The sequence below is a fragment of the Nostoc sp. genome, from assembly GCF_036919575.1.
In the GTDB taxonomy this organism is placed as follows: Bacteria; Cyanobacteriota; Cyanobacteriia; order Cyanobacteriales; family Nostocaceae; genus Nostoc.
This window is the reverse complement of sequence record NZ_JBALBY010000001.1, coordinates 72,503-94,531: the sequence shown is the minus strand read 5'-3', so window position 1 is coordinate 94,531 and position 22,029 is coordinate 72,503. Positions and strand designations below refer to the sequence as shown.

The following is a 22,029-nucleotide window of genomic DNA, read 5'->3' as shown; positions in this document are numbered from 1 at the left end:
AACTGCGTACCAATGGTGTATCCACCAAATGTTCTGCCAGAAACCAAACTTGCGTCTCATTGGTTCGCAGGACTTAGCTTACTAACAAATCGTTAAATTGGGATTACTTCACAGCAGTGCTTGCTGCTTCAATCACTTTGGCAACCTCTTTTGGATGAGAGATAAAAGGAACATGACTGGAGTTAACTTCGGTTGTCTTAGCACCAATCCGTTTAGCCATAAATCGTTGAAGTTCAGGGTTGATGGCGCGATCGCTTTGAGTCACGAGAAACCAGGAAGGAATCGTTTTCCAGGCGATTTCATTCACTGATTGCTCAAAGGCTGCGCTGGCGATCGGCTTTTGGGTTGCTGCCATCACTCGCGCCTCAGCCTCCGATACGTCCTGGGCAAAAAATTCGTGAAACTTCCCGCGATCGATATAGAGAAAGTTTGCAGCATCAGATACAATCGCCGTACTAATCGGAGGTGCTGCGTACCTTTTATTCAAATCACTCGTCTTTTCACCGACATCTGGTGCGAAAGCATTAACATAAACCAGAGCTTTCACCTGTGGATTGCTAGCCGCCGCACCCGTAATCACATTTCCACCATAGGAATGTCCGACTACAACAACGGAACCTTTTTGATTGTCAATCACCCGCTTCGTCGTTGCCACATCATCAGCAAGCGAGGTGAGCGGAATCTGCACAGCAGTCACTCTGTAGCCATCCTGCTCCAACAATGGAATAACGTGTTGCCATGATGTACCGTCAGCATAAGCCCCATGAACGAGAACGATCGCAGGTTTAGAGTTGGACGCTTGAGGTAATTCCCTGGAGGTGGCTGATGTTGGATGCATTGATATTCCAACGACAACACTTAATGCAAATAACCATAGCAACAATTTTTGAACTTTTTTCCATGTAAAAACTATCATTGCGATCGCCTTTGTATTCTTGCTAAATTGCTCAAATCTCTGGTTCTTGTCATCCGTATAGAAATTATGAAATACTCCCCGCTGAAATACTTGTTGGGATAAGAATCAAAAACCTTAATCATTTGCAGCAACAATGGCTGCCATTATCTGCTCAACAGTCCAGCGATGCCTGGGTTGGGCTACGCCTACGCTATACCGAATTCCATTAATAAACAGTGCTGGAGTAGCCGTTACTCCACTGTATAATCCACTTTGAATATCTTCATTGATGCGATCGATGTAGACTTTTTTAGATATATCTTGCAGAAATTGGGAAATATCAAGTCCTAGATTATTGGCAGACTCCACCAAATAGCCATTTCCCAACTCTTGTTGATGGCTGAACAGCATTTCATGCATTGGCCAAAATTGACCTTGGACAGCAGCTGCTTCAGCCGCACGTTGATCATGAGAATGAATCTGTATCTGTGGAAAATGACGGAAGAGGAAGCACAAATAATTCTCCCCCAAAGAAACATTAAGCTGTCGCCCTATGACTTTAATCAGCCTGTAAACGTCCGCACTCTCTTGACATTGATAGTCCCCATACATCACAAGCACTACGATCGCATTCAGCACACCTTTTATGTGATCTTGTGTTGAAGGTGGGACGAATAACAAACTGCGGTCACAGTCAAAACTCACTGATACCTCCGACGGTTGTATGTTCAGCGCCAGCCTTGAGCATACAAGCTTATTTCTACTTTCTTTGTGTAAAGCAAACATTGATTGCAACTAAGTTGCAATCAATGTTTGCCTGAACTAAATATATGCAATTAACTCTAACTTGTCGTCCCCTAAAAGTTGAAACTTTTGCTCAATAGAGTGATTGATAAATCAGTCCATCTCAAAATCTAAGGTTGGCTCCAACTAAAGTTGGAATCCACATTTTAACTAAAGTACAACTTACTCATAACTTCTACCAAAGGCATTTGCAACACACGTTGCAGTTTAATTAGAGAAATCTCATCTTTGACCTGTGTGAGATATTTAGCGATCGCACCCTGCCATTTTTCCACATCTTCATCACCCGCCAGCTTGTTGCTACTACAGAATCGCCCGACTCAGTAAGATGTGAAAATTGGTGTGGGCCATGTGGTTTAAAGGTTTGTGGTGTTTCCGGTTCAATCAAATCATCTAATTTTATAAAGAGCATTTGGCACAACCGATACATCAAGATGCAGATTTATTATCACCAGGACATTCTTTATTCGCTGCCATTCTCGAACGGTTAGATTCCCAATTATGGGAAAAAGTATCCCAGCGAACGAGAGGCTCCGCCAACGGCACGCCGTTAGGCGATCGCTCCGGTGGGTTGAAAGGTAAGGCAGAGGTCTGCCATTATTAAAACGTGACACTTAATCTGTTAACAGTGACATTAATTTAGTGAAAAATGACATTAATCTGTTAACAGTGACAAATAATTAGTTAATGTACATTATTTGAAGGCGGCACCCGGATTCGAACCGGGGATGGAGGTTTTGCAGACCTCTGCCTTACCACTTGGCTATGCCGCCACTCCGGGATTCCCTAAACTACTTTAATGTTTCTAATGTATCTTAGTAGCGATAGGGCGCTAGTTAAACCATGATAGCATAGGATTCTGAGGTTGTGATAGTGGGTTAACTGGATGTTTCTGGTAGTCTTTAGGCGATCGCTAGAAAATTCTAATCACAAGTTGACTATATGCTACAAACAACTCTTAGCAGATTAAAGAGAGTTATGAGTTTTAATTCCTAACTCCTAACTCCTCACTTGTTACACCTTCACTTCATCGGCAAAATTGCCCCATCGGACAAAGTGAAATGGCCCAGCGATAGAACCCCACAGCCGTTCATCAGTGTCTAAATCCCTTCCCCGGTCGAGGCTGGAAAATTCTTTAGCGTCAATCTCAAATTCGTTATCTAAATAAGTATTTTTGCCGTCACGAACCACAATGCAGCCTTTACCAGGTTCAACCCTGCCTTTGAAGCTATTACCTGTCCACTCTACAACCATGTTGCAACCTGGCATTTTTTCTAATTGGTCAATGGATAAAACTTTTAAACGTTCGGGGTCACGAGATGCGCCGTAAAATTTTTGTTCTTCTTTAAGGGTGTAGTGTTCAATAAGAATGTGGTTTTCTGCCGGAATCAACTTCATTACCCGCATCCGGTAGGGTTGATTGAGCATAAAATCATAGGCTTGTTCGAGAAATAAACTTACCCCTGAGAATAATTCCAAAGGAAGGGGACGGATACACACGCGAATGTGAGCATAAAAAGGCGGATTTTCAAAAGCTTGTTCTTGATTGCTAAAGTCAGCTGCCATCCACCGGGCTAAGGTGGCAATATCAGTAGAATGAGTCACGTCACTTTGCTCCGAATTCAAAATTCAAAATTAACAATCCCCATAAATAAATTTAGTTGCTCTGTATGCTTTCGGTTTGGGGATTTCCAAGAAATAAATTACCCAAATAAACGAACCACTCCAGACACAGAGAAATGAGGAAGAGAGTTTTTTGGCCAGTTTTTTATTTAAAAGTCCCTTTGGCCATTACAAGATGATTAACCAGTTTTAACCGAGTACCGTGGGTTTAAATCCCCGGTTCAAAATCACGCAAGTTTTGGGTCGGGGTCTGTCTTGAGAAATCGCTCCACTTCGGGCTTTGCCCCAAGACCGCGTTTCTCGCTAAATCCCGGTCACAAAACTTAATTACGAATTACGAATTACGAATTACGAATTATTTAAAATCCCATTGCCTCGGCTACTGCGCCCAATTCTGCTGCAATACCCTGTTGAAATTGACTGTGATTGTGTTTAATGGCTGTATCTGGGTCTTTTAAACCATTGCCTGTGAGGACACAAACCACTGTCGCCCCTGTCGGAATTTGGTCTTTCACCTGCAACATTCCGGCTACAGAAGCGGCGCTAGCAGGTTCGCAGAAGATACCTTCTGATGCTGCCAAAAGTCGATAAGCGTCGAGAATTTCGGCATCGGTAACGGCGTGGAAATTTCCCTGACTCGCGGTTTGCGCTGCAACAGCTAACTCCCAACTAGCAGGATTACCAATGCGAATTGCTGTCGCTAGGGTTTCGGGATGCGCTACTCGCTGACCGTGTACTAAGGGGGCTGCACCTGCGGCTTGAAATCCCATCATTCGGGGTAAGCGATCGCACTTTTTTGCTTGATGATATTGACAAAAGCCCATCCAATATGCTGTGATATTCCCCGCATTGCCCACGGGGATACACAGCCAGTCTGGGGCATCACCCAGGACATCAACTATTTCAAAGGCTGCTGTTTTTTGCCCTTGTAATCGGTAGGGATTCACCGAATTCACCAAAGTTATGGGATAGCTTTCGGCCATCTCGCGGACAATTTCTAGCGCTTGGTCAAAATTACCTTTAATTGACAATACTTCTGCACCGTAGAGTAATGCTTGGGCTAATTTGCCCAGCGCCACATAACCTTCGGGAATCAGTACAAAGGCATTCATTCCCCCACGCCTAGCATAAGCGGCGGCTGAGGCTGAGGTGTTGCCCGTACTGGCACAAATTACTGCTTTTGCCCCTGCTTCCTTGGCTTTGGAAATTGCCATAGTCATCCCCCGGTCTTTGAAGCTGCCGGTGGGATTGAGTCCGTCGTATTTTACAAAAACCCGCACTTGTCTGCCAATGCGTTCGGCGATCGCTGGCACTGGTATTAGGGGTGTGTTACCCTCCAACAGAGTGACAATCGGTGTTTTTTCGCTGACGGGCAAGTATTCGCGGTATCCTTCTATCAGTCCAGGCCAGGGTTGGCGATGAGATTTAGCAGTAGACAGGCTCAAAGTCACGGGATTTAAAATTTCTTAATGTAAGGATTGGATATTTAGAAAGGGTGGATAGGGAAGCGCCGAATCAGGAAGAGGAAGAAATTGACATCCTCACCGGCGTAAACGCACGGTGATTCCATAGAGTTGCCTCTACGATTTACTGGATCACAGAGTGCGCTTACTACCAGCTAGCCCTTCGGCAATCCCTAAAACCAAACATTCGTACTATTAATACAAAATGTTGAGCAATAGCTTAGTTGATATCAGAGACGCTTCTCTCCTCAGTCTTTCACCCAATTTCTTGAGCCTGTTTCCATGTGCCCCACGGTACAGTTTAAACCTAAATAATTGGTTCTCTAAATACATGGTGTTTGAAGCTTTTACCTGTAGAAACATTTCTCTACAGAACCCCATAACTTCAGTTTTCATGGTGCAGTTGCATCAGTTAGATGCTGGGTTTTTTAAGTGGTTGAATACCCTCGCCACTATAATTAAGATACGATTTAATCAGGTATGCGTCAATGTCCAAACCATAGATATATATTACATTTCGCGTTACTCAAGTAGGAGAAAGATTTACTTATTGAGTATTGCGAACAGCAATCGCCAAACCAAACCGAGGTATAAAGACAACTTATTCGTGGACAACGCAAGAAAAGTTAGAAGTACTAGTCCTTCAAAATAAAACTAAAGCCGTCGCTCGTTGAACGAGGCTTTAAACCCACTTTCTCGGTAAATTTTTCTTTGCCAGTTCCCAGTTAAGAGTCCCTTAATTCCAAACGTATATAAAACTCGTATTTGATTTTTGAAAAAAATCAGTACACCCCGAAAAGGGTTCTTCCCCACTCCCCACTCCCTGTCTACGCAAATAATTTCAAAAATCAAAGCAGACTGCTATATATGTAATTTATTGCGTAAATTCCCCAAAAACGGCGATAATAATTCATACAACCATAATTGAGAGGCTATCAATCAAGGATTGCTAAGTACCGTCGAGTGGAACGAAGCTTTGCACACTTGGGGCGATGTATTCTCTGGAACACAGTCAGAATGATCACCGTCTCTTATGATTAAACCTGGAATCCATTAGAGTAATTGATTGAAAATATCCAATATTATCATAAAGCTTAAAAGAGCATTATTATAATATTTCTAATGGTGTGAGTTAAATTGTGGATTTAATTAGCGATGCCTACTTGTATATCTAGTGTTTCCGATCGCGACTCCCAGACTAGCTGGGCCAGTAAGTTAACCAAGTCTTATTATCAAGACGACCAGCAAGCTAAATTTATGCATTTACAAGCAGAGGTAGACTCCCTGTTGCAGCAGTTGGAAAACCTGAAGCACCAACGTCTAGCCGACGCTAACCAAAAAGATTGAAGAAGAATGCAGAATCCAGAATTCAGAATTCAGCAATCTTTCAACAGAATACCCGACTGAATTCTGACGACTGGCGCCAATATTGCTGTTCGAGAAGTCAGTCTTGGAGAAAGCGATGTCTACGACGGGCTACGCCTACGCTTTTCCCCTCTCTAATCTAAATTTTAGTCAGGGGCTAAATTTTGCTAAGGGGCCTGCTATTCAAAGCGCTGATTTTTCTCTGACCAGCGCCTCAAACTGTAGTTATGAGAATTTTCTACAAGTAAAGCTAAAGATTGCCCGCCTGAAAGCTTGGCGATCGCAGAGAGTCTTTGTAAGTAATTTCCTGTAAAATCAGTGTAAATTACTTTATTACTATCAGACAAAATTATCGTCCGTTCACGGCGTTGCTCTGTGTTTTCCGCCGGAATTCCAGGTGTAGACTGATTCAAGGATGCTATTTCTGCTGCTGAGATAGTCAGTATTATTTCTGGTTGAGCGTTATTTGTTAAATCAATCACTTGAACCGGCCAATCACCCAACTTTTCTTGCATCTGTTCAAAGCTAGGAATCGCACCAGCCGGAACTTCACCAGATTGCTGTAAAGATTGCCACACACTCGATAAAATTACCTTGACCCCTTGGGGATTTTGTTGATAGACTTCTTGTAAACTGATTGGAGATGGTTGCACCCATTCCAGCGCTGCATTTGTCAAGGCTAAAGGTTTGGGTTGGAGAACATTGTTTAGATTCTCTGGAGTTTTTGGGGCAGCAACTAATAGGCGCAAAACTTTACCCCGTAGTTGCACCGCTTTGATAGCGGCTATAGTAATTTGTTGTTCTCCATTTGGCAACCAGACTATAATCTGGATTTCCGGGTCAGAAGTGATTCCCAAAGTTTCCCAGAAAAATTTGGCGGCATCAGTTTTGGGTGCGTTGAAATTCTCAAAGGGGGAATTTAGCCAGCGTTTCCCGTCATTAAAAGCACTTACTTCCACCTGATACCAAACTTGGTTATTTGTGAGTTTCAAATCTGCTGAGGAATTTGGTTGCAGCCATTCCGTGTTGGTAACTTGAGTAATTGGTTGCACTGTACCAACAATTTGACTAGAGTGAGTAGAGGATATTTGCGACTTTGTACCCTGATTATTGAGTTTTGCTAACAGACCTTGAATATAGGCAAGATTTTCTTTTGTAATTTCTGGTTGCGCCTTTAACCAGGAATTAGCATCTGCTTCTCCTCGCTGAACTGCTAAAATCAAAGCAAACCAAGCTTGCACCTCTAGTCTATTTGGGTTCACCCGCAACGCCGCCACTGTGCGATTCCACAACCGTTTTTCATCAGCTTTGAGTAGGGTAGCAATTTCTTGGGCATTATGTGGCGACGCTTGAAATACCTGTAAAGCTTTCTCCCAGCGACCATCAATCAAATCTGCCAGCACTTCTTGATTAGGACTTGCCCAAATCTTCTCGGCTTGGGTTTTAGTAAGTTGGGAATGCAAGCGAATCAAATCCATTTGCGCTTGCGCCGCCTCTGGCAAAACTCCTTTGCGCTGCTTCTTGATGAATTTCAACCATTCAAAGGCTGGTGTCCACAGTCCACTACGGGCAATTGATAGGGCGTTTTGGTAGGCAGAATCCTTGAGGGCTGGTGAGTTGAGGCTAATCGCCTCCAATTGAATTGGTTTGAGGAATAACTTCAGAGGCTTGACTTGGTAAACCAGTAAGTGCGGTTCTAAACCGATAGTTTGATCAACAACTAACTCTTTTGTACCATCACCAGTTACCTGCTGCCATTTGGGTAATTCTCCATTAGGACTAGTCCAAGACAACATTTGTAGTAAATTAGTGCGTTCTGGATTGTAGTATACGACGTGACCGTAAGCGAACGCACCAGTTCCTTGTTGGCGTTGACCCCGCAAATTAAACCAAACTCCTGGTAATGGAGTCCCGCCTTCAAAGCGTTGCACTTCAGTTAAAGGTAGGGGAATGCTAATATCCTGGGGTTCTGATGTTCCATCAAGCAAGGGAGAAATCACAAAGGATTCTTCTGGCCCAGTTACAGGTAATTGAGTCGCTAGATAGTAGTAATTTTCTGACTGAGATTTAAACTCTAACTCTTCTGAGCGCTGGTAAACCCTGAGTTCCACAAGTTCTTCACAATCAGATTGACAATTAGCACGCTGTTGAAAAACTGGCAGTAAAAATGAGTTTTCCGCATTTTGATATAAAGGTAGAGTTTCCCCAAATATTTGGTTTTTTTTACTCAAATCGAGTTGAATTTGTTTGAGAGTTTGGGGGCGTTCGTGACCAAGGGGAATTTGTGCCCATGCAGGTAAAATTTTATTTAGCCAGCTTACCTGATCTGGATTGAAGATGAAGAGAACGCTAATCCAGGCAAAAGCCATAATTAGACTAGCACTAGTCAACAGAATTGCCATCGCTAGCATTGACGACAACCAACTTCCCCGTTTTAGCTTTTTCTGGGGTTTTTTAGCGAGGCGTTTGATCACACCAGCATGAGGTTGATTTCGTTTAGAGGCTTTTGGCCTCAGCTTGCGTGAGCGATTTGCCATATTAATTTCCAATCAATCCAATAAGACTTATTAGGCATTGGGCATTGGGCATGAATTCTTCCTAATAAACAATTCCCAACTCCTAACTCCTAACTCCTAACTCCCCACTCCCCACTCCCCACTCCCCTGTTATACTCGTCCTTTCAGAAGTTGCCCAGAAGCATTAAGTCTAAATTTTGGACAAAATCCGTAAATATCCCCATGTGAACGCTAGCTGATCGCGAATACACTCTACTCACTTAAGTATGTGAGCCGAGTGTAAAAAGTTGAAAGGTAGACTTATTAGCCGCAGTCATTGCAAAACCAGGATATTGGCATGGTTACTAATTGCCGGAGTAAATGGAGTTGCACAAAAAGCACTAGCACAAGAGTACATAAATACAGTAACTACTCAGGAGTCAGGAGTTAAGAGCGATAATATTATTCCTTCATCTCCCTCATCCCCCTCATCTCCCTCATCTCCCTCATCTCCCTCATCTCCCTCATCCCCCTCATCTCCCTCATCTCCCTCATCTCCCCTCTCCCCAGAAAATCCGATGGCGCAAGTTACATCGGTTTCTCAACTCAAGGACGTACAACCCAACGATTGGGCATTCCAAGCCTTGCAGTCTTTGGTAGAACGCTATGGTTGTATAGCTGGCTATCCAGATAGTAGCTATCGCGGTAATCGCGCCTTAACTCGGTATGAATTTGCTGCGGGTGTGAATGCTTGTTTAGATAGAGTCAACGAATTAATCACTACAGCTACCAGCGATTTAGCCACCCGCGAAGATTTAGCAATAATCCAAAAATTGCAGTCAGAATTTGCCCCGGAATTAGCAACTTTGGGGAGTCGTGTCGATAGTTTAGAAGCCAGAACCGCCGAAATCAAAGCTAACCAATTCTCAACAACAACCAAACTCAATGGATTACTGATAGTTGGCATTCAAGGACGGACTAACAATCGTGGTGATGTTAATCCTAGAGATGGACAAAAAGATACAGATGATGCAGGGACAAATATTAATGTTATATCCCTAGCGCAACTATATTTAACTAGTCAAATCACCCCTCGTAGTTACTTGTTTGCAGGTCTTTTAGATGGTAATGGAACAACTTCGCCGAGATTTACCAATAGTGTTTCCCGAAATGATGTTTTCCTTGGCTACGAATTTCCTACAGATAACTTGATTATAAGTGACCTGAATTTTCATTGGCTGGTGACAGATAAATTAGCAATAATGGTGGGAACAGAAGGCGTAAGTATGTCATCTGCTTTCCGAGGCCCCAATCGGGTAGAAAGTGCTGCAACAGGGCCGTTGTCTTATTTTGCCCAAAGAAACCCAATTTTAAATATGGGATATGGTCACGGCGGTATAGCTATTGATTGGCAATTTGCTAAACGCGCTAGTTTGCAGGCAATTTATACTAGTTATCAACCAGGAAATCCCGGTAAAGGTAGCGGTTTATTTGATGGAACCACCACTACAGGCGTGCAATTGCTGCTGACACCAACTGATACATTCGATTTAAGTTTGTATTACGTTAACAATTACTCCTCAAATGGTTGTTTAATAACCTTTGTTGGTGATGAATGCTTAACTACAGTTAATACCACTACCGGAAAATCAGCACCTCTGCAAACTAACGCCGTGGGTGCGACTGTAACTTGGCAAATTTCACCCCGCATTAGCGCCGGTGCATGGGGTGGTTATACTAAATCTTACATTCCTGGGCGATCGGGAAATGTAGAAACTACAAATTATATGGTGTTTCTAAATTTCCCTGATTTATTTGCTAGAGGAAATTTGGGGGGAATTTATGTCGGCCAACCTCCTAAAATCACTAGTAGCGACTTACCTGTAGGGAATAATGTCCCTGATTTTATCAATACAGGTTTAGGACGTGCAGGTGGACAACCAGGGACAACCACTCAAATTGAGGCATTTTATCGTTTCCAGCTAACAGATAACATCAGCATTACACCAGGAATAATTCATATTTTGGAGCCTGGTAATACACCAGATAGTGACTCAGTTACCATCGGCCTTCTGCGGAGTACTTTTACTTTTTAATTCTGCTTGCAGATAAATATTATAGAACTTAAATAATTAGCAGTAAAAAAGACGGGGGTTAGCCCGTCCTTTGTATAAAAAGTAAAAACATCTTGGTAATTTCTGCAATATATCAAAATACTCTCATAACAATCTGCCAAATTGCCAAATGCTTATCAATCAAATAGTGAATAATTTTGGCACTTGCCAATTCCCAGCAAATACTGATTATTGCAACTTTTCTGGGTAATACTAGAGAAAAAATTACTGGCAACGAAGTTCATTATGAACCTAAGTATAGTTGATGATAAATTGCTGATAGAATTTACGTTTAAAGAGCAGCTGCTAGCTGTTCGCTTGAATAAACTTTGGCAAATATCACTAGCCCATATTGAACAAGTTACCACAGCCGAACCCCAAAGTAATTGGCGAGAATTGCGTTCCCCTGGTAGCTTTATTCCTGGAGTGATTAAGGCTGGAACTTATTACACTAACCGGGGTAAAGAATTTTGGTATGTGAATCGAGAGACAAATTATTTAACTATTCAATTGCGAGATGAATCCTACAAGCGGATTATCTTAACTATTGATAACAATGAATCTTGGCAAGAAAGACTTGCTCAGATAATTGCTGCATAAGGGACTGACAAATGAAAAAATACTCAACTACTTATTGTGGGGTGGGCCGAAAAGCCATTGGTGTCAACTTACAGCTATTTTCAGGTAAATAGACCACGCGGGTAGGGGGCACAGCAATGCTCATTGGTGTCAACTTAACGTGAAAGCCTTTTAAAACCTCGTTTCCAGCCTCTGGCTGGAAATGCACTTCATCGCGGCTCTGCCGCAAGTCTTGAGGCGGAGCCTCTCGGAATGCATTCCCAGTCGGAGACTGGGAACGAGGCAATCTTGCAAAGGTTTGTCTAGTCAGGATTCTACTTTATTTGCTGTTCTCTGTATTAACCACCGGCGACAGCTGGGACAATACTTACTTCATCGCCATCTTTAAGAGTTGTGTTTATACCATCTAAATGGCGGATATCTTCGCTATCTACGTAAAAATTTACAAACCGACGTAGCTTGCCTTGTTCATCGCACAACCGGGATTTAATACCAGGAAAGCTTTGTTCTAAGGAGTCCAACAATTCACCAATGGTGCTACCGTTGGATTCTAGAGTCGCTTGATTATTAGTAAAACTTTGAAGAGTCGTAGGAACTAAAACTTTTACAGCCATAAAAGTAGAAATTTAGGAGTGAAGAGTGGGGATGTGCATTTGTCCAAAGTCCAATACAAATGACAAAGGACAAATGACCAAGGACAAATAACTAAACGAGGACTTGTTGCCATTCCAAGCGTTCGAGAGTACGCGATCGCTCTAGAGCACGTTCAAAACTATCGAGTTTGGCATCAATTGTCAAGGGTTCGCCAACATAACCTTGGATTGCTTCTTGGGTTTTCAGACCATTGCCAGTGATGTAAATCACGGTAGTTTCATCTGGATCAATTTTGCCCGCTTCTACCAGTTTTTTCAGCACGGCAACGGTTGTACCACCAGCTGTTTCTGTGAAGATACCTTCGGTTTCTGCCAGCAGTTTGATGCCATCAATAATTTCTGCATCATTGACTGATTCAATGTTACCACCAGTCTTCTGAGCTAACTCTACAGCATAAATGCCGTCTGCTGGATTGCCGATCGCTAGCGATTTCGCAATTGTATTCGGTTTCACTGGCTTAATAAAGTCGCGTCCTTCTTTGAAGGCTTGGGCGATGGGTGAACAACCTTCAGCTTGAGCGCCACTGAAACGAACACTCTTGCTTTCAACTAAACCAACTTCGATAAATTCTTGGAACCCTTTATAAATTTTGGTAAATAGTGAACCCGAAGCCAAAGGAGCAACGATATGGTCAGGTAGTTCCCAGCCTAGTTGTTCCGCAACTTCAAAGCCTAGCGTCTTTGAACCTTCAGAGTAATAAGGACGCAGATTAATATTGACAAAACCCCAGCCGTATGTATTAGCAACTTCCGAACAGAGACGATTTACTTGATCGTAGTTGCCCTTGACGGCCATTAGGGTAGGACTATAAATCAAGCTACCGATAATTTTACCAGCTTCTAAATCTGCGGGGATGAACACACAGCAGTCTAAACCGGCGTGAGCTGCGATCGCAGCTGTAGAATTTGCTAAGTTACCAGTGCTAGCGCAAGAAACAGTCGTGAAACCCAACTCCCGCGCCCTGGAGAGGGCAACTGACACTACCCGATCCTTAAAACTAAGGGTGGGCATATTAACGGCATCATTTTTTATATAAAGTTTATTTAGACCCAGGCGACGGGCAAGACGGTGAGAACGAACCAAGGGAGTCATACCCGTTCCCACATCTATAACATTGTCAGTTGCGACAGGCAAAAAGGGACGGTAGCGCCAAATTGAATTTGGCCCAGCTTGGATTGTTTCACGAGTCACAGTTAGACGTAGGGCGTTGTAGTCATACTTGACTTCTAATGGCCCAAAGCATAACTCACAAACATTAGTGGCTTTGAGTTCATATTCTGCACCACATTCCTTACATTTCAAGGCTTGAAAGTAGGCAGTGCTGGCTTTGGTTTGGGTTGTGATTGCCTGAGTCATAAACTAGCTTTAATAAGTTTGTCTGTCGCTGTTCCCTGAATACTAACACGAGCAAAAATACCCGTCAAACATACCCGACAAATTTTGTCGGGTATGTTTGGTATTGAGAGAAATGATTATTGTAAAACTTTGACATCAGTAATCCCAGTATCTAGTACAGTACTTACGCAAAAAGGCAGTGAAAGCCTTGATTTAACGTAGGGGCAATTCATAAAAAACTCCACCCACTCAAGAGAATTGAGTTTTTGGGCATGGGGAATGGGGCATAGGGGAGGCAGTGCGGTCTTGGGGTTTCCCCAAGTGGAGCAACTGCCGTCATGGGGAAGAAGTTACCTGTTTGGCCTGTTTGGCCTATGCCCCAAGGGTTGGGGCGGCTATCCCTCTACAGACACCTGGGGATGGAGTTTCCTGCCGCTTTCAATGAATTGCCCCTACATTTCTTACTTGATGCATAAGTCCTAGTCTCTTATTTCTCAACAAATTCTTTCACCACTGCGATCGCATCAGCAGGAATCTGCCTAACTAGACGAAATGGAAATGCCGGGGTCGAAGCAAACTGGGCATAATCTGAGGTCAGAAAGATCGCGTAGTTTTTAGCTTCTGGAGTCATCTGTGCAGCAAAAGCCAAAGCTATAGCTTTAACGTACTTGCGAACATCTGCTGCTTGTTCACCCACAACTTCACCGCCACTAATCGGTGTATTTGGTTGTCCTGCCTGATCCAGAGTGGTACTGGGGTCTTTTACACTCAGATGAGTACCCCCAACTATACCAACTAGCCATTTTTGGGATGGGATTTTTTCAAATCCGACAATCTGTTCAGTTAAAGCTGGGGTGGTTTTATCTGCGGAACTTGCTAACACTAGGGTAGGAATTTGCACCTTAGTTAACCCAGTTTCGCCAAACATTAGAGAAGTTGTCGGATTGAGAGCGATCGCCTGTTTTATTCTGCTATCCCGTAGTTGATAGCTATTTTCTGGTAGTTCTTGAGCGATGCACTGCATAACTTCACCCTCGCTAAAGCTAGTTAAGTTCTTTTTACAGCGTTGTTTGAGTCGTTCTAGTTGTAACTCGGCTCCAGCAATTTCTAAAGCTGTACCAGCACCAAAAGAATGTCCAATAACCATCGCGTTCGTGGTTGCAAGTTTCCCTTGCAGTGGATTATTAGGCGTTTGGTTGAGCTTTTCTAATTCGTCGAGGACAAAACTAATATCTTGAGGGCGATCCAAAAACTCATGAGGCTTCATAACTCTGGTTTTGCCTTGTAATGCTGAGTTAGTATTTGCCTGATTACTACCGGGATGTTCTAAAGCTGCTACTACATAACCGTGTGATGCTAAATGTTCTGCTAGGTAACGCAAGTCCGTGCGGACTGATGCAAAGCCGTGAGAAAGGACAATTACGGGTTTGTCGAGAGTTGCAGCAGTTGACCAATAAATATCAACTGGAATTTGGCGATCGCGCTTTTGGTCATTCAGGCTTAATTTGAGTATTTTTACTTGAGCGTTTCCTGGTTGGCTGGGATCAAAAGGGAAAGCAATTTGCGGTGTTCTGGGGTCGATTTGGGGAGCGATCGCTAGCATAAATTGCTGGGTACGCCAAAAAGCTGTATTCAAACTCTCTGCAACTATAAAAGCCTGTGGCAAATCAATTTCTAAGCGTTTACTCGGATAAGCGGCGATAAAACTCAATATAGAAAGACCCTGCGGTGCAGTAGAGCCTAATACCAATCCTGCTCTCAGTGCTTGTACCCCAGCTTTGTCCTTTCGGGCTAAGGCCGTAGCGAAGTCATTGAGAATGCTTGTACCAATTTGAGTATTAACTAACTTATTAACGGTGACAACATTTATCGGTACATTCATGCCCAGCGCCCCTAAGAGAAAGCGGCGTTGTTCTTCAGATAATCCTTTAGTGTAAGACTTCAAACTCCCAGACAATTCCCCAGTTTTTGCAGTATTTTGCAACTCAGTAAAAGAGATAGATTCTGTAAATAAACCCAAACGTACAACAACTGTCTCAGCTGCGATCGCCGAAGTATTTGCCCCAAACTGTGTAAGTGCAATCGCGCTAAAGATACCCGCAACTGTCTTAAGACTTCCCCAACTTCTTCCCATAACTTTTATACCAACTGCTACTTACGGGAATATAACTAATATTTGTGTATTTGACTACCGATTAATTGCGTAGAAATCAAAGGAGATTTTTTCCTGAACTTGATGGCGATGTCTACGACGGGCTATTCGGCGTCGCTCTGATTTGTTCAAAACACCTGCTGATGGGAACAAAGCATAACAAAAACAACGAATTGTAGGATTCATCACAGCTAAAAAATTGAGCATCAATCAGTGTTAACAGCCACAAAAGCCTGATGGTTTCTCAGCTAGGTTTAATACTGTAACGGAGCTACTAAAACAGGGTAAGCGATGCCTGCGGCGGTAAACTACGCATCTACAATCTGCACTTTTTGTAGGCTGATATCTTGACGGCAATTTTTTTTGACAGGAAAGTTTAACCGACTGTTTAACGTTTTGTCTTTGGCCTTTAGAACGTATTGCAAAGGCGTTGCAGGTGGATCATTTGGGGTCTGAATCCGCGACTGATTGATTCTGACTCCTGAATTCTGACTCCTGAATTCTGAATTCTTCTATTACTCATCAAATTTTACCAGCCGCTTCAACAATTTTTCTTGGCTTTATGCGTCGCAGACTCCGCTATATTTTAATTTTGCTGCTCTCCCTGAGTATTATTACACTGTGGTGGCCTGTGAATGATTCTGATTGCAATTTCGAGACTTTTCTCGCATCAAAAACTCCAAAATTCCAAGTACATGCTACTAAGGTTATTGTTGAGCCGTGGCGTGGTCGTCACCATGTATATGGAATTTTTATGATTCCTGATGAATACAAACAAGCTCCATTTTTTGTGTTAACAGTTCAAGGTGCTGGTAGTTATTGTTCAAAACAATTTGGTTATAAACAAAACTTTGATGATATCTTTGCTGAACCAGGAACTTATCTGGTAAAGAAGCCTATTAGAACTCGAAAAACTCTGCGGCTCATTCTCCAAGGTTTGTACTTTCAGGTCAATGAGAAAAATAATTGGACGTTGACTTTCCCGGAATCAAAAGTTAGTCACGTCGCTTCGCTCCGAATTCAAAATTCAAAATTCAAAATTAATGATCCCCATAAATAAATACAGCATTGCTCATGCGTGTCAACTTAAGCCAAAACCCTTTTCAAACCTCGTTTCCAGCATCTTGCTGGAAATGCTGCTCGTTGCGGCTCTGCCGCAAGTCTTGAGGCGGAGCCTCTCGGAATGCATTCCCAGTCAGAGACTGGGAACGAGATAATCTGCTAAAAGCTGGTTCTAGGCTGGTTTTTGCCTTAAGTTGACACCAATGAGCATTGCTGTGCCCCTACAACAGATGTGGTTCAAATACATGATTTCTGCTGTAAGAAAAAGCGAATTGCGAATTGGTTTAAGACCCATAAGCCCAATCGCGTACCACAACAATTTTGAACTGACGTTCTTGGGGCAAAATGTAATCTAGTGAACCGTAGCGTTGCAAAGCCCACTCCCGCAAGTCTTGAATCGCACGAGCAAATATCTGATCGGGAATATTCCAAGCTGCACTTTGGATTTTGTTTTTTTGGTTTTCTAGCAATTTACCCACAGTATCTTCAACTCGCCATTGAGCAGCGATTTCGGTAGACAAAGTAGCACCTTGTGCTTGCAACTCTGTTAACACCTCTTCTTCAGTCGCACCGTAGCGCGGTAAAGGATGATTGTAGCCATCCAATATAGCTCTCCAACGCTCAGTAAATTCCCATCTCTGTGAATTGACATCCTCATCAGCGCTAACAGAGGTAGCCTGACCGTGAGTGTAGAGCAAAATACCACCAGGTTTGAGAACGCGACGGATTTCTGCTAAAGCTTGCTTCCAAGCAGAAATCAAGTGAAACACATGAACCGTTAGAGCCACATCGAAGGAATTATCATCAAACGGTAAAGCAGTAGCATCTCCTTTGATTGCTGTTAATCGGTGGGACACACCCTCTAATTTTTGGTGCAGTTCAGCCAACATCTTTTCTGAAACATCTACACCAGTGTATGAATAACCTCTTCTAGCAATTGGAACAGCAATTCTACCAGTGCCGATACCCGTTTCATAGAATTTAGTCTCTGCTGTTGGTGAAACTAGATTGAGGATAAAGTCCGTCACTTGCTCAGAAACCCCTGGTGGAAATCCTCTTGTCGCATCGTAAATATCAGACACTCGATCAAAAGAAATTGTGCTAGTCATATCGGTTCTTAATGTATGGAAAAGTGATTCGTAGTACAGCTACCCAAAAGCAAGCTACGTAATTAGAATTTTCAAAAATTTAGAATTACTTGTGCCAACTATGGCTAATTCAAATGAAAAATGCAGTATGTTATTAAAACTACTATAAACGTATCGGTAAACCGTAGTTTATAATTCAAATCTAGAGTATCATGGAAAATCATCCCAAATCAAGTTGTATTCAATTCCAATGGCATGATAAAACAGGAGTCAGAATTCACCAATTCTGAATTCTGAATTGGTGAATACTCTACCCATAAAGGGATAGAGTTTAGGACTTACGCACTGTACAAATTCATCGTAATGTGCGTTAACAAAAATAGGTTGTTTCAAGCTTTTCTGAATTATCCTTTGATCGTAAATAGACGATGCTGTAGGGGAAAAGCCATGTTCATTGGTGTCAACTTAAGCTCAAATGCTTATTCCACAGGCGTTTTACCCCCCTTAATCCCCCCGATGTATTGGGGGGAAAAAGAAAATCCAGTTCCCTCCCCAATACATACGGGGAGGGTTAGGGTGGGGTAACGCGGATCGTGATGAGAAGCCAAAGAATTGAATATCACGTTTTGACAAGGGTTTCACGTTAAGTTGACACGCATGAGCATGGCTTTTCCCCTACGAAAGATGTGGGTTCTCACCTGATACATATTTGGTATTTCTTGTCAATGCGTAAGTCCTAGAGTTTTAATGAAGCGTTTAAGCATCAGCTTGGTGGTTGAGTTTCTAAAACCTCGCTTTTCTCTAACAAGGCAGTAGTAGTATTGACTACTATCTGTGCTGCTCCTGTGAAAAACGATCGCTCGATAGTCGCTGGAACATCGCTAGGTTTATGATAGTGCGGAGTACGTAAATTTGCGGTATCTGTCACCAGCACAGCACCCACGCCATGATACCAAAATGGTGCATGGTCGCTGCGTAGGGTGTCTGGTGTCAGTAAACCTTTAAAAGGAATTGGTACTGTTAGGGTTGGCGGCAGATTTGATTCTTGTTTATTCAGGGCGGTTGAAGGGAGCATCTGAAATGCATTCAGTAAAGGCAAATGTTCTGTATCACCGACTACCGCCAAAAAGTCGCCCTTGTCGCTAGGTGGCGTAACAGGCAATCCGGTAGGGTATTTTTGACACCCAGCAGTGTAACAGGCATAACCTACCATATCCATAACGATCGCTCCGCCCAAGTTTTGCAAGCGTGTTGTCTTACTAACGAAAGCCCGACTACCCAAAAGTCCTGCTTCCTCTTTGTCAAAAAAAGCTAGCTGTAACGTCCGTGGTGTGGGATGGGAACCGAGCAACCGCGCTACTTCCAGCACTACAGCTACACCACTGGCGTTATCATCGGCACCAGGAGATAAGGCAACAGTATCGTAATGCGCTCCGACGAGAATTGCTTTAGTTGCTTTGTTAGTTCCTGGGCGTTCGGCAAAAATATTTACACCGTCAGAGAACTTTTCCAATTTGGGCTTCCAGCCTAATTTTCTCAGTTCAGTTGTGATATAAGTACGAGTTAGCGATCGCTCTGTTGTTGTGTAGCGCTGAAAATTTAACTTTTGGATATGGTTTAACAGCTTGTCTGTAGACACTTGCGGGGCAATGTTAACTTTTTTTAACTCTGCCTGTGGTTCGGGTGTTTCCACTGGAATGCTCTGAACAATTGCTGGTGAGGAACCCTGTTCAAAAAACGTGCTACCCTGACTACCCACCACCGCAACTGCCACCAGCACCAACAGCATTAGCCAAATCCATTTTCTCATCTTCTTGCCAAAATTTTGACTGAATCGATGCTCTAGATGATTATCGGCTCAAGTTCACGATTATGCCATTGCCGTTGATACCATTCAGCAACCAAAGGACGGACAATAAACTTAGGATAGCGATCGCCCTACAGCCCTTCGGGCATCCTACGGCAGGCGTTGGCAAAGCCATCGGCTTTAACATCAATAGTCTAGTCAGGATTTCTTAGCTTTTGATAAATTGGGTTTGTAAGAATTGGTCGTAACCCATGACAGAACAAAAGCCCTTAGTTATTACCAAAGAAATTGAAATATTCCCGATTTACCCACGTTTGCCCATTCTCACGAGTCTTCAAGCAAATTGGCATGGTTTCTCTTTAGGATATATGTGTCAGCCAGCTTTTGCATTTCCTGAAGTTTCCACTCCCCGGTGGCACTCTCTGACTATTTTTACTCATGGCACACGAGTAATTTATGCTGAACGGAAAATGGATGGACGCAAATCTCATGATGCTGTAGTTGGAGGTGATATGGTGATCACTCCCGTTAACATTGGACATCAGGCTGCTTGGGATGCTGAAGGAGACTTTATCTTACTGGGTATTGAACCACAGATTGTCGCCCATGCAATTGACGAATCGGTGGATGTAGAACAGGTTCAACTTCTACCGCACTTTGCTACACCCGATCCTTTAGTCTATCAAATAGGGCTAGCACTCAAAGGCGTTCTGGAAAAAGATGCTTTCGGTAGTCGTCTTTATGCAGAGACAATGGTTAATGCCTTATCTGTGCATTTATTACAATACTACTCAACGCGAAAACCGATATTAAAAGAATATACAAATGGTTTACCACGACGGCAATTACAGCTAGTTATTGACTACATTCACGCACATATTCAGGAAAATTTGAGTTTAGCAGAATTGGCGGCGTTGTTGCCAATGAGTCCTCATTATTTTTCCCAGCTATTTAAACAATCTACAGGAATGGCTCCCCATAAATATGTAATTCACTGTCGGGTAGAACGTGCCAAGGAATTATTGCTGAAAGGAGAAATGGCGATCGCAGAAATTGCTCACTTAGTTGGTTTTGCTAACCAAAGCCATTTGAATTTTCATTGTAAGCGTCTATTAGGTGTAAGCCCGAAAACTATTCGCCAAAGATAGGAATAATCTGCAAAAAATCGGATGAATTTGCAATACTATAGCCTCGAAATTCCCTACACTTCTTAAAAACGCCATCTTTCAAATATTAGGGATTAGGGAAACTTTTTATTTATGGGCAGAATTGAAACTAAAACCGAGCCAATGGTGATTAACTTTGGTCCCCATCACCCATCCATGCACGGTTGCTTTCGGATTGTTGTCACCTTGGATGGAGAAGATGTGCTGGACTGTGAGCCTGTCATCGGCTACCTGCACCGAGGTATGGAGAAGATTGCCGAGAACCGTACCAATATTATGTATGTCCCCTATGTGAGTCGATGGGACTACTATGGCGGGATGTTTAACGAAGCTGTCACAGTGAATGCTGTCGAGAAACTAGCAAATATTTCCATCCCCAAACGTGCTAGCTATATCCGGGCAATCATGCTGGAGTTAGCCCGAATTGTCAACCATCTGCTATGGTTAGGCCCCTTTTTAGGAGACACTGGCGCACAAACTCCGATTTTTTATACTTTGCGCGATCGCGAAATGATTCTCGACTTGTTTGAAGCTGTTACAGGCTACCGGATGGTCAACAATAATTATTTTCGCATCGGAGGTGTTGCTGCTGACCTTCCTTTTGGCTGGGTGGATAAATGCGAAGACTTTTGTAAGTACTTTTTACCGACCGTTGATGAGTATGAAAAACTGATTACTAATAACCCAATTTTTCGCCGCCGAGTTGAAGGTGTGGGAGTTCTAAGTCGGGAAGAAGCTATTAATTGGGGTATTTCTGGCCCAATGTTACGGGCTTCTGGGGTGAAGTGGGATTTACGAAAGGTTGACCACTACGAATGTTACGACGATTTTAACTGGGAAGTACAGTGGGATACAGCAGGAGATTGTTTTGCCAGATATCTCGTCAGAATTGGCGAGATCCGTGAGTCAGTCAAGATTATTCACCAAGCACTTAAAGGATTACCTGGTGGTGCTTATGAAAATTTAGCAGCTCAACGCCTGGTAGCAAGTGCGAAATCTGAGTGGAACGGATTTGATTACCAGTTCATTGCCAAAAAAGTTGCACCCACATTTAAAATTCCTCAAGGCGAAAACTATGTCCGTGTAGAGTCAGGAAGAGGAGAATTAGGCATCTACATTATCGGAGATAATCATATCTTTCCCTGGCGCTGGAAAATTCGGCCAGCTGATTTCAATAATTTACAAGTTTTACCTCAGTTAATTCGAGGTCAAAAAGTAGCAGATATTTTCGTTATTTTGGGAAGTATTGATGTTGTCATGGGATCAGTAGACCGTTAAACGAAGTCGGAAGTCGGAAGTCGGAAGTCGGAAGTCGGAAGCGATGCCCTTTACTTAAACCCCCAAACTTGGGGACTTCCAAATAAAAAAATACTCAACTACTTCTTGTGGGGTGGGCATCTTGCCCGCCCATATAGAAAGGCGGGCAA

At 43.0% G+C, this 22,029-nt stretch carries 21 protein-coding genes and 1 tRNA gene; 8 read left to right on the top strand and 14 right to left on the bottom strand.

The annotated features are described in order from the left end of the window. Positions 1–103: 103 nt before the first annotated feature. From V7K27_RS00480 to V7K27_RS00470, 3 genes are all read right to left on the bottom strand, one after another. On the bottom strand, positions 104–916 hold the full coding sequence (locus V7K27_RS00480) for an alpha/beta fold hydrolase (protein ID WP_334943265.1): 813 nt from the start codon (positions 914–916) through the stop codon (positions 104–106). Positions 917–1,030: 114 nt separating this feature from the next. After that, positions 1,031–1,600, bottom strand: coding sequence for a DsbA family protein (locus V7K27_RS00475; protein WP_334943263.1), 570 nt, complete (start codon positions 1,598–1,600; stop codon positions 1,031–1,033). Positions 1,601–1,845: 245 nt separating this feature from the next. Then, entirely contained in the window at positions 1,846–1,974 is a 129-nt protein-coding gene (locus V7K27_RS00470; RefSeq protein WP_334943261.1) for a hypothetical protein, read from the bottom strand. 137 nt (positions 1,975–2,111) lie between these two features. On the opposite strand from V7K27_RS00470, the gene V7K27_RS00465 reads away from it, so the two are divergent. After that, complete coding sequence (locus V7K27_RS00465; RefSeq protein ID WP_334943260.1) at positions 2,112–2,303, top strand: hypothetical protein; 192 nt, start codon at positions 2,112–2,114, stop codon at positions 2,301–2,303. A 98-nt stretch (positions 2,304–2,401) separates the two neighbouring features. Here V7K27_RS00465 and V7K27_RS00460 read toward each other — a convergent pair. From V7K27_RS00460 to thrC (V7K27_RS00450), 3 genes are all read right to left on the bottom strand, one after another. Beyond that, positions 2,402–2,472: transfer RNA gene (locus tag V7K27_RS00460), tRNA-Cys, on the bottom strand. 241 nt (positions 2,473–2,713) lie between these two features. Further along, entirely contained in the window at positions 2,714–3,304 is a 591-nt protein-coding gene (locus V7K27_RS00455) for a chromophore lyase CpcT/CpeT (RefSeq protein WP_334943258.1), read from the bottom strand. Positions 3,305–3,681: 377 nt separating this feature from the next. Next, positions 3,682–4,773 carry a threonine synthase gene (thrC, locus tag V7K27_RS00450; RefSeq protein WP_334943256.1) on the bottom strand — a complete coding sequence of 364 codons (1,092 nt, stop codon included), beginning with the start codon at positions 4,771–4,773 and terminating at the stop codon, positions 3,682–3,684. 1,167 nt (positions 4,774–5,940) lie between these two features. Here thrC (V7K27_RS00450) and V7K27_RS00445 point away from each other — a divergent pair. After that, positions 5,941–6,132 (top strand): hypothetical protein, encoded by a 192-nt coding sequence (locus tag V7K27_RS00445; RefSeq protein ID WP_334943254.1) that lies wholly within the window; start codon positions 5,941–5,943, stop codon positions 6,130–6,132. A gap of 197 nt (positions 6,133–6,329) precedes the next feature. Here V7K27_RS00445 and V7K27_RS00440 read toward each other — a convergent pair whose 3' ends face one another. Next, positions 6,330–8,687: a hypothetical protein gene (locus V7K27_RS00440; protein ID WP_334943252.1), complete on the bottom strand. Its 2,358-nt coding sequence runs from the start codon at positions 8,685–8,687 to the stop codon at positions 6,330–6,332. A 308-nt stretch (positions 8,688–8,995) separates the two neighbouring features. Here V7K27_RS00440 and V7K27_RS00435 point away from each other — a divergent pair, with 308 nt between their 5' ends. Both V7K27_RS00435 and V7K27_RS00430 read left to right on the top strand, forming a co-directional pair. Next, positions 8,996–10,741 (top strand): iron uptake porin, encoded by a 1,746-nt coding sequence (locus V7K27_RS00435; protein ID WP_334943293.1) that lies wholly within the window; start codon positions 8,996–8,998, stop codon positions 10,739–10,741. A gap of 264 nt (positions 10,742–11,005) precedes the next feature. Continuing rightward, positions 11,006–11,359: a hypothetical protein gene (locus V7K27_RS00430; protein ID WP_334943250.1), complete on the top strand. Its 354-nt coding sequence runs from the start codon at positions 11,006–11,008 to the stop codon at positions 11,357–11,359. Positions 11,360–11,390: 31 nt separating this feature from the next. Here the strand turns inward: V7K27_RS00430 and V7K27_RS00425 are convergent, their stop codons facing one another. The 5 genes from V7K27_RS00425 to V7K27_RS00405 form a co-directional block, all read right to left on the bottom strand. After that, on the bottom strand, positions 11,391–11,624 hold the full coding sequence (locus V7K27_RS00425; protein WP_334943248.1) for a hypothetical protein: 234 nt from the start codon (positions 11,622–11,624) through the stop codon (positions 11,391–11,393). Between the two features lie 52 nt (positions 11,625–11,676). Further along, positions 11,677–11,952 carry a ubiquitin-like small modifier protein 1 gene (locus tag V7K27_RS00420; protein ID WP_334943246.1) on the bottom strand — a complete coding sequence of 92 codons (276 nt, stop codon included), beginning with the start codon at positions 11,950–11,952 and terminating at the stop codon, positions 11,677–11,679. Between the two features lie 91 nt (positions 11,953–12,043). Beyond that, entirely contained in the window at positions 12,044–13,348 is a 1,305-nt protein-coding gene (gene thrC, locus V7K27_RS00415; protein ID WP_334943244.1) for a threonine synthase, read from the bottom strand. A gap of 466 nt (positions 13,349–13,814) precedes the next feature. Next, on the bottom strand, positions 13,815–15,461 hold the full coding sequence (locus V7K27_RS00410; RefSeq protein WP_334943242.1) for an alpha/beta hydrolase: 1,647 nt from the start codon (positions 15,459–15,461) through the stop codon (positions 13,815–13,817). Between the two features lie 54 nt (positions 15,462–15,515). Next, positions 15,516–15,686: a hypothetical protein gene (locus V7K27_RS00405; RefSeq protein WP_334943240.1), complete on the bottom strand. Its 171-nt coding sequence runs from the start codon at positions 15,684–15,686 to the stop codon at positions 15,516–15,518. Between the two features lie 355 nt (positions 15,687–16,041). Here V7K27_RS00405 and V7K27_RS00400 point away from each other — a divergent pair, with 355 nt between their 5' ends. Further along, positions 16,042–16,539, top strand: a complete 498-nt coding sequence (locus V7K27_RS00400) for a hypothetical protein (protein ID WP_334943238.1) — start codon at positions 16,042–16,044, stop codon at positions 16,537–16,539. A 286-nt stretch (positions 16,540–16,825) separates the two neighbouring features. Here the strand turns inward: V7K27_RS00400 and V7K27_RS00395 are convergent, their stop codons facing one another. Then, positions 16,826–17,650 (bottom strand): class I SAM-dependent methyltransferase, encoded by an 825-nt coding sequence (locus tag V7K27_RS00395; RefSeq protein ID WP_334943236.1) that lies wholly within the window; start codon positions 17,648–17,650, stop codon positions 16,826–16,828. 742 nt (positions 17,651–18,392) lie between these two features. Continuing rightward, a complete protein-coding gene (locus tag V7K27_RS00390) occupies positions 18,393–19,439 on the bottom strand; it encodes a M28 family peptidase (protein ID WP_334943234.1) in 1,047 nt (348 codons plus the stop codon). Positions 19,440–19,501: 62 nt separating this feature from the next. Between V7K27_RS00390 and V7K27_RS00385 the strand changes: the two genes are divergently transcribed. From V7K27_RS00385 to V7K27_RS00375, 3 genes are all read left to right on the top strand, one after another. Further along, the gene (locus tag V7K27_RS00385) at positions 19,502–19,648 is read left to right on the top strand and encodes a hypothetical protein (protein ID WP_334943232.1); all 147 of its coding nucleotides are present in this window, start codon (positions 19,502–19,504) and stop codon (positions 19,646–19,648) included. A gap of 39 nt (positions 19,649–19,687) precedes the next feature. Next, positions 19,688–20,584 (top strand): AraC family transcriptional regulator, encoded by an 897-nt coding sequence (locus V7K27_RS00380; protein WP_334943230.1) that lies wholly within the window; start codon positions 19,688–19,690, stop codon positions 20,582–20,584. A gap of 111 nt (positions 20,585–20,695) precedes the next feature. After that, complete coding sequence (locus tag V7K27_RS00375) at positions 20,696–21,880, top strand: NAD(P)H-quinone oxidoreductase subunit H (protein WP_334943228.1); 1,185 nt, start codon at positions 20,696–20,698, stop codon at positions 21,878–21,880. The last annotated feature ends 149 nt before the right edge of the window (positions 21,881–22,029 follow it).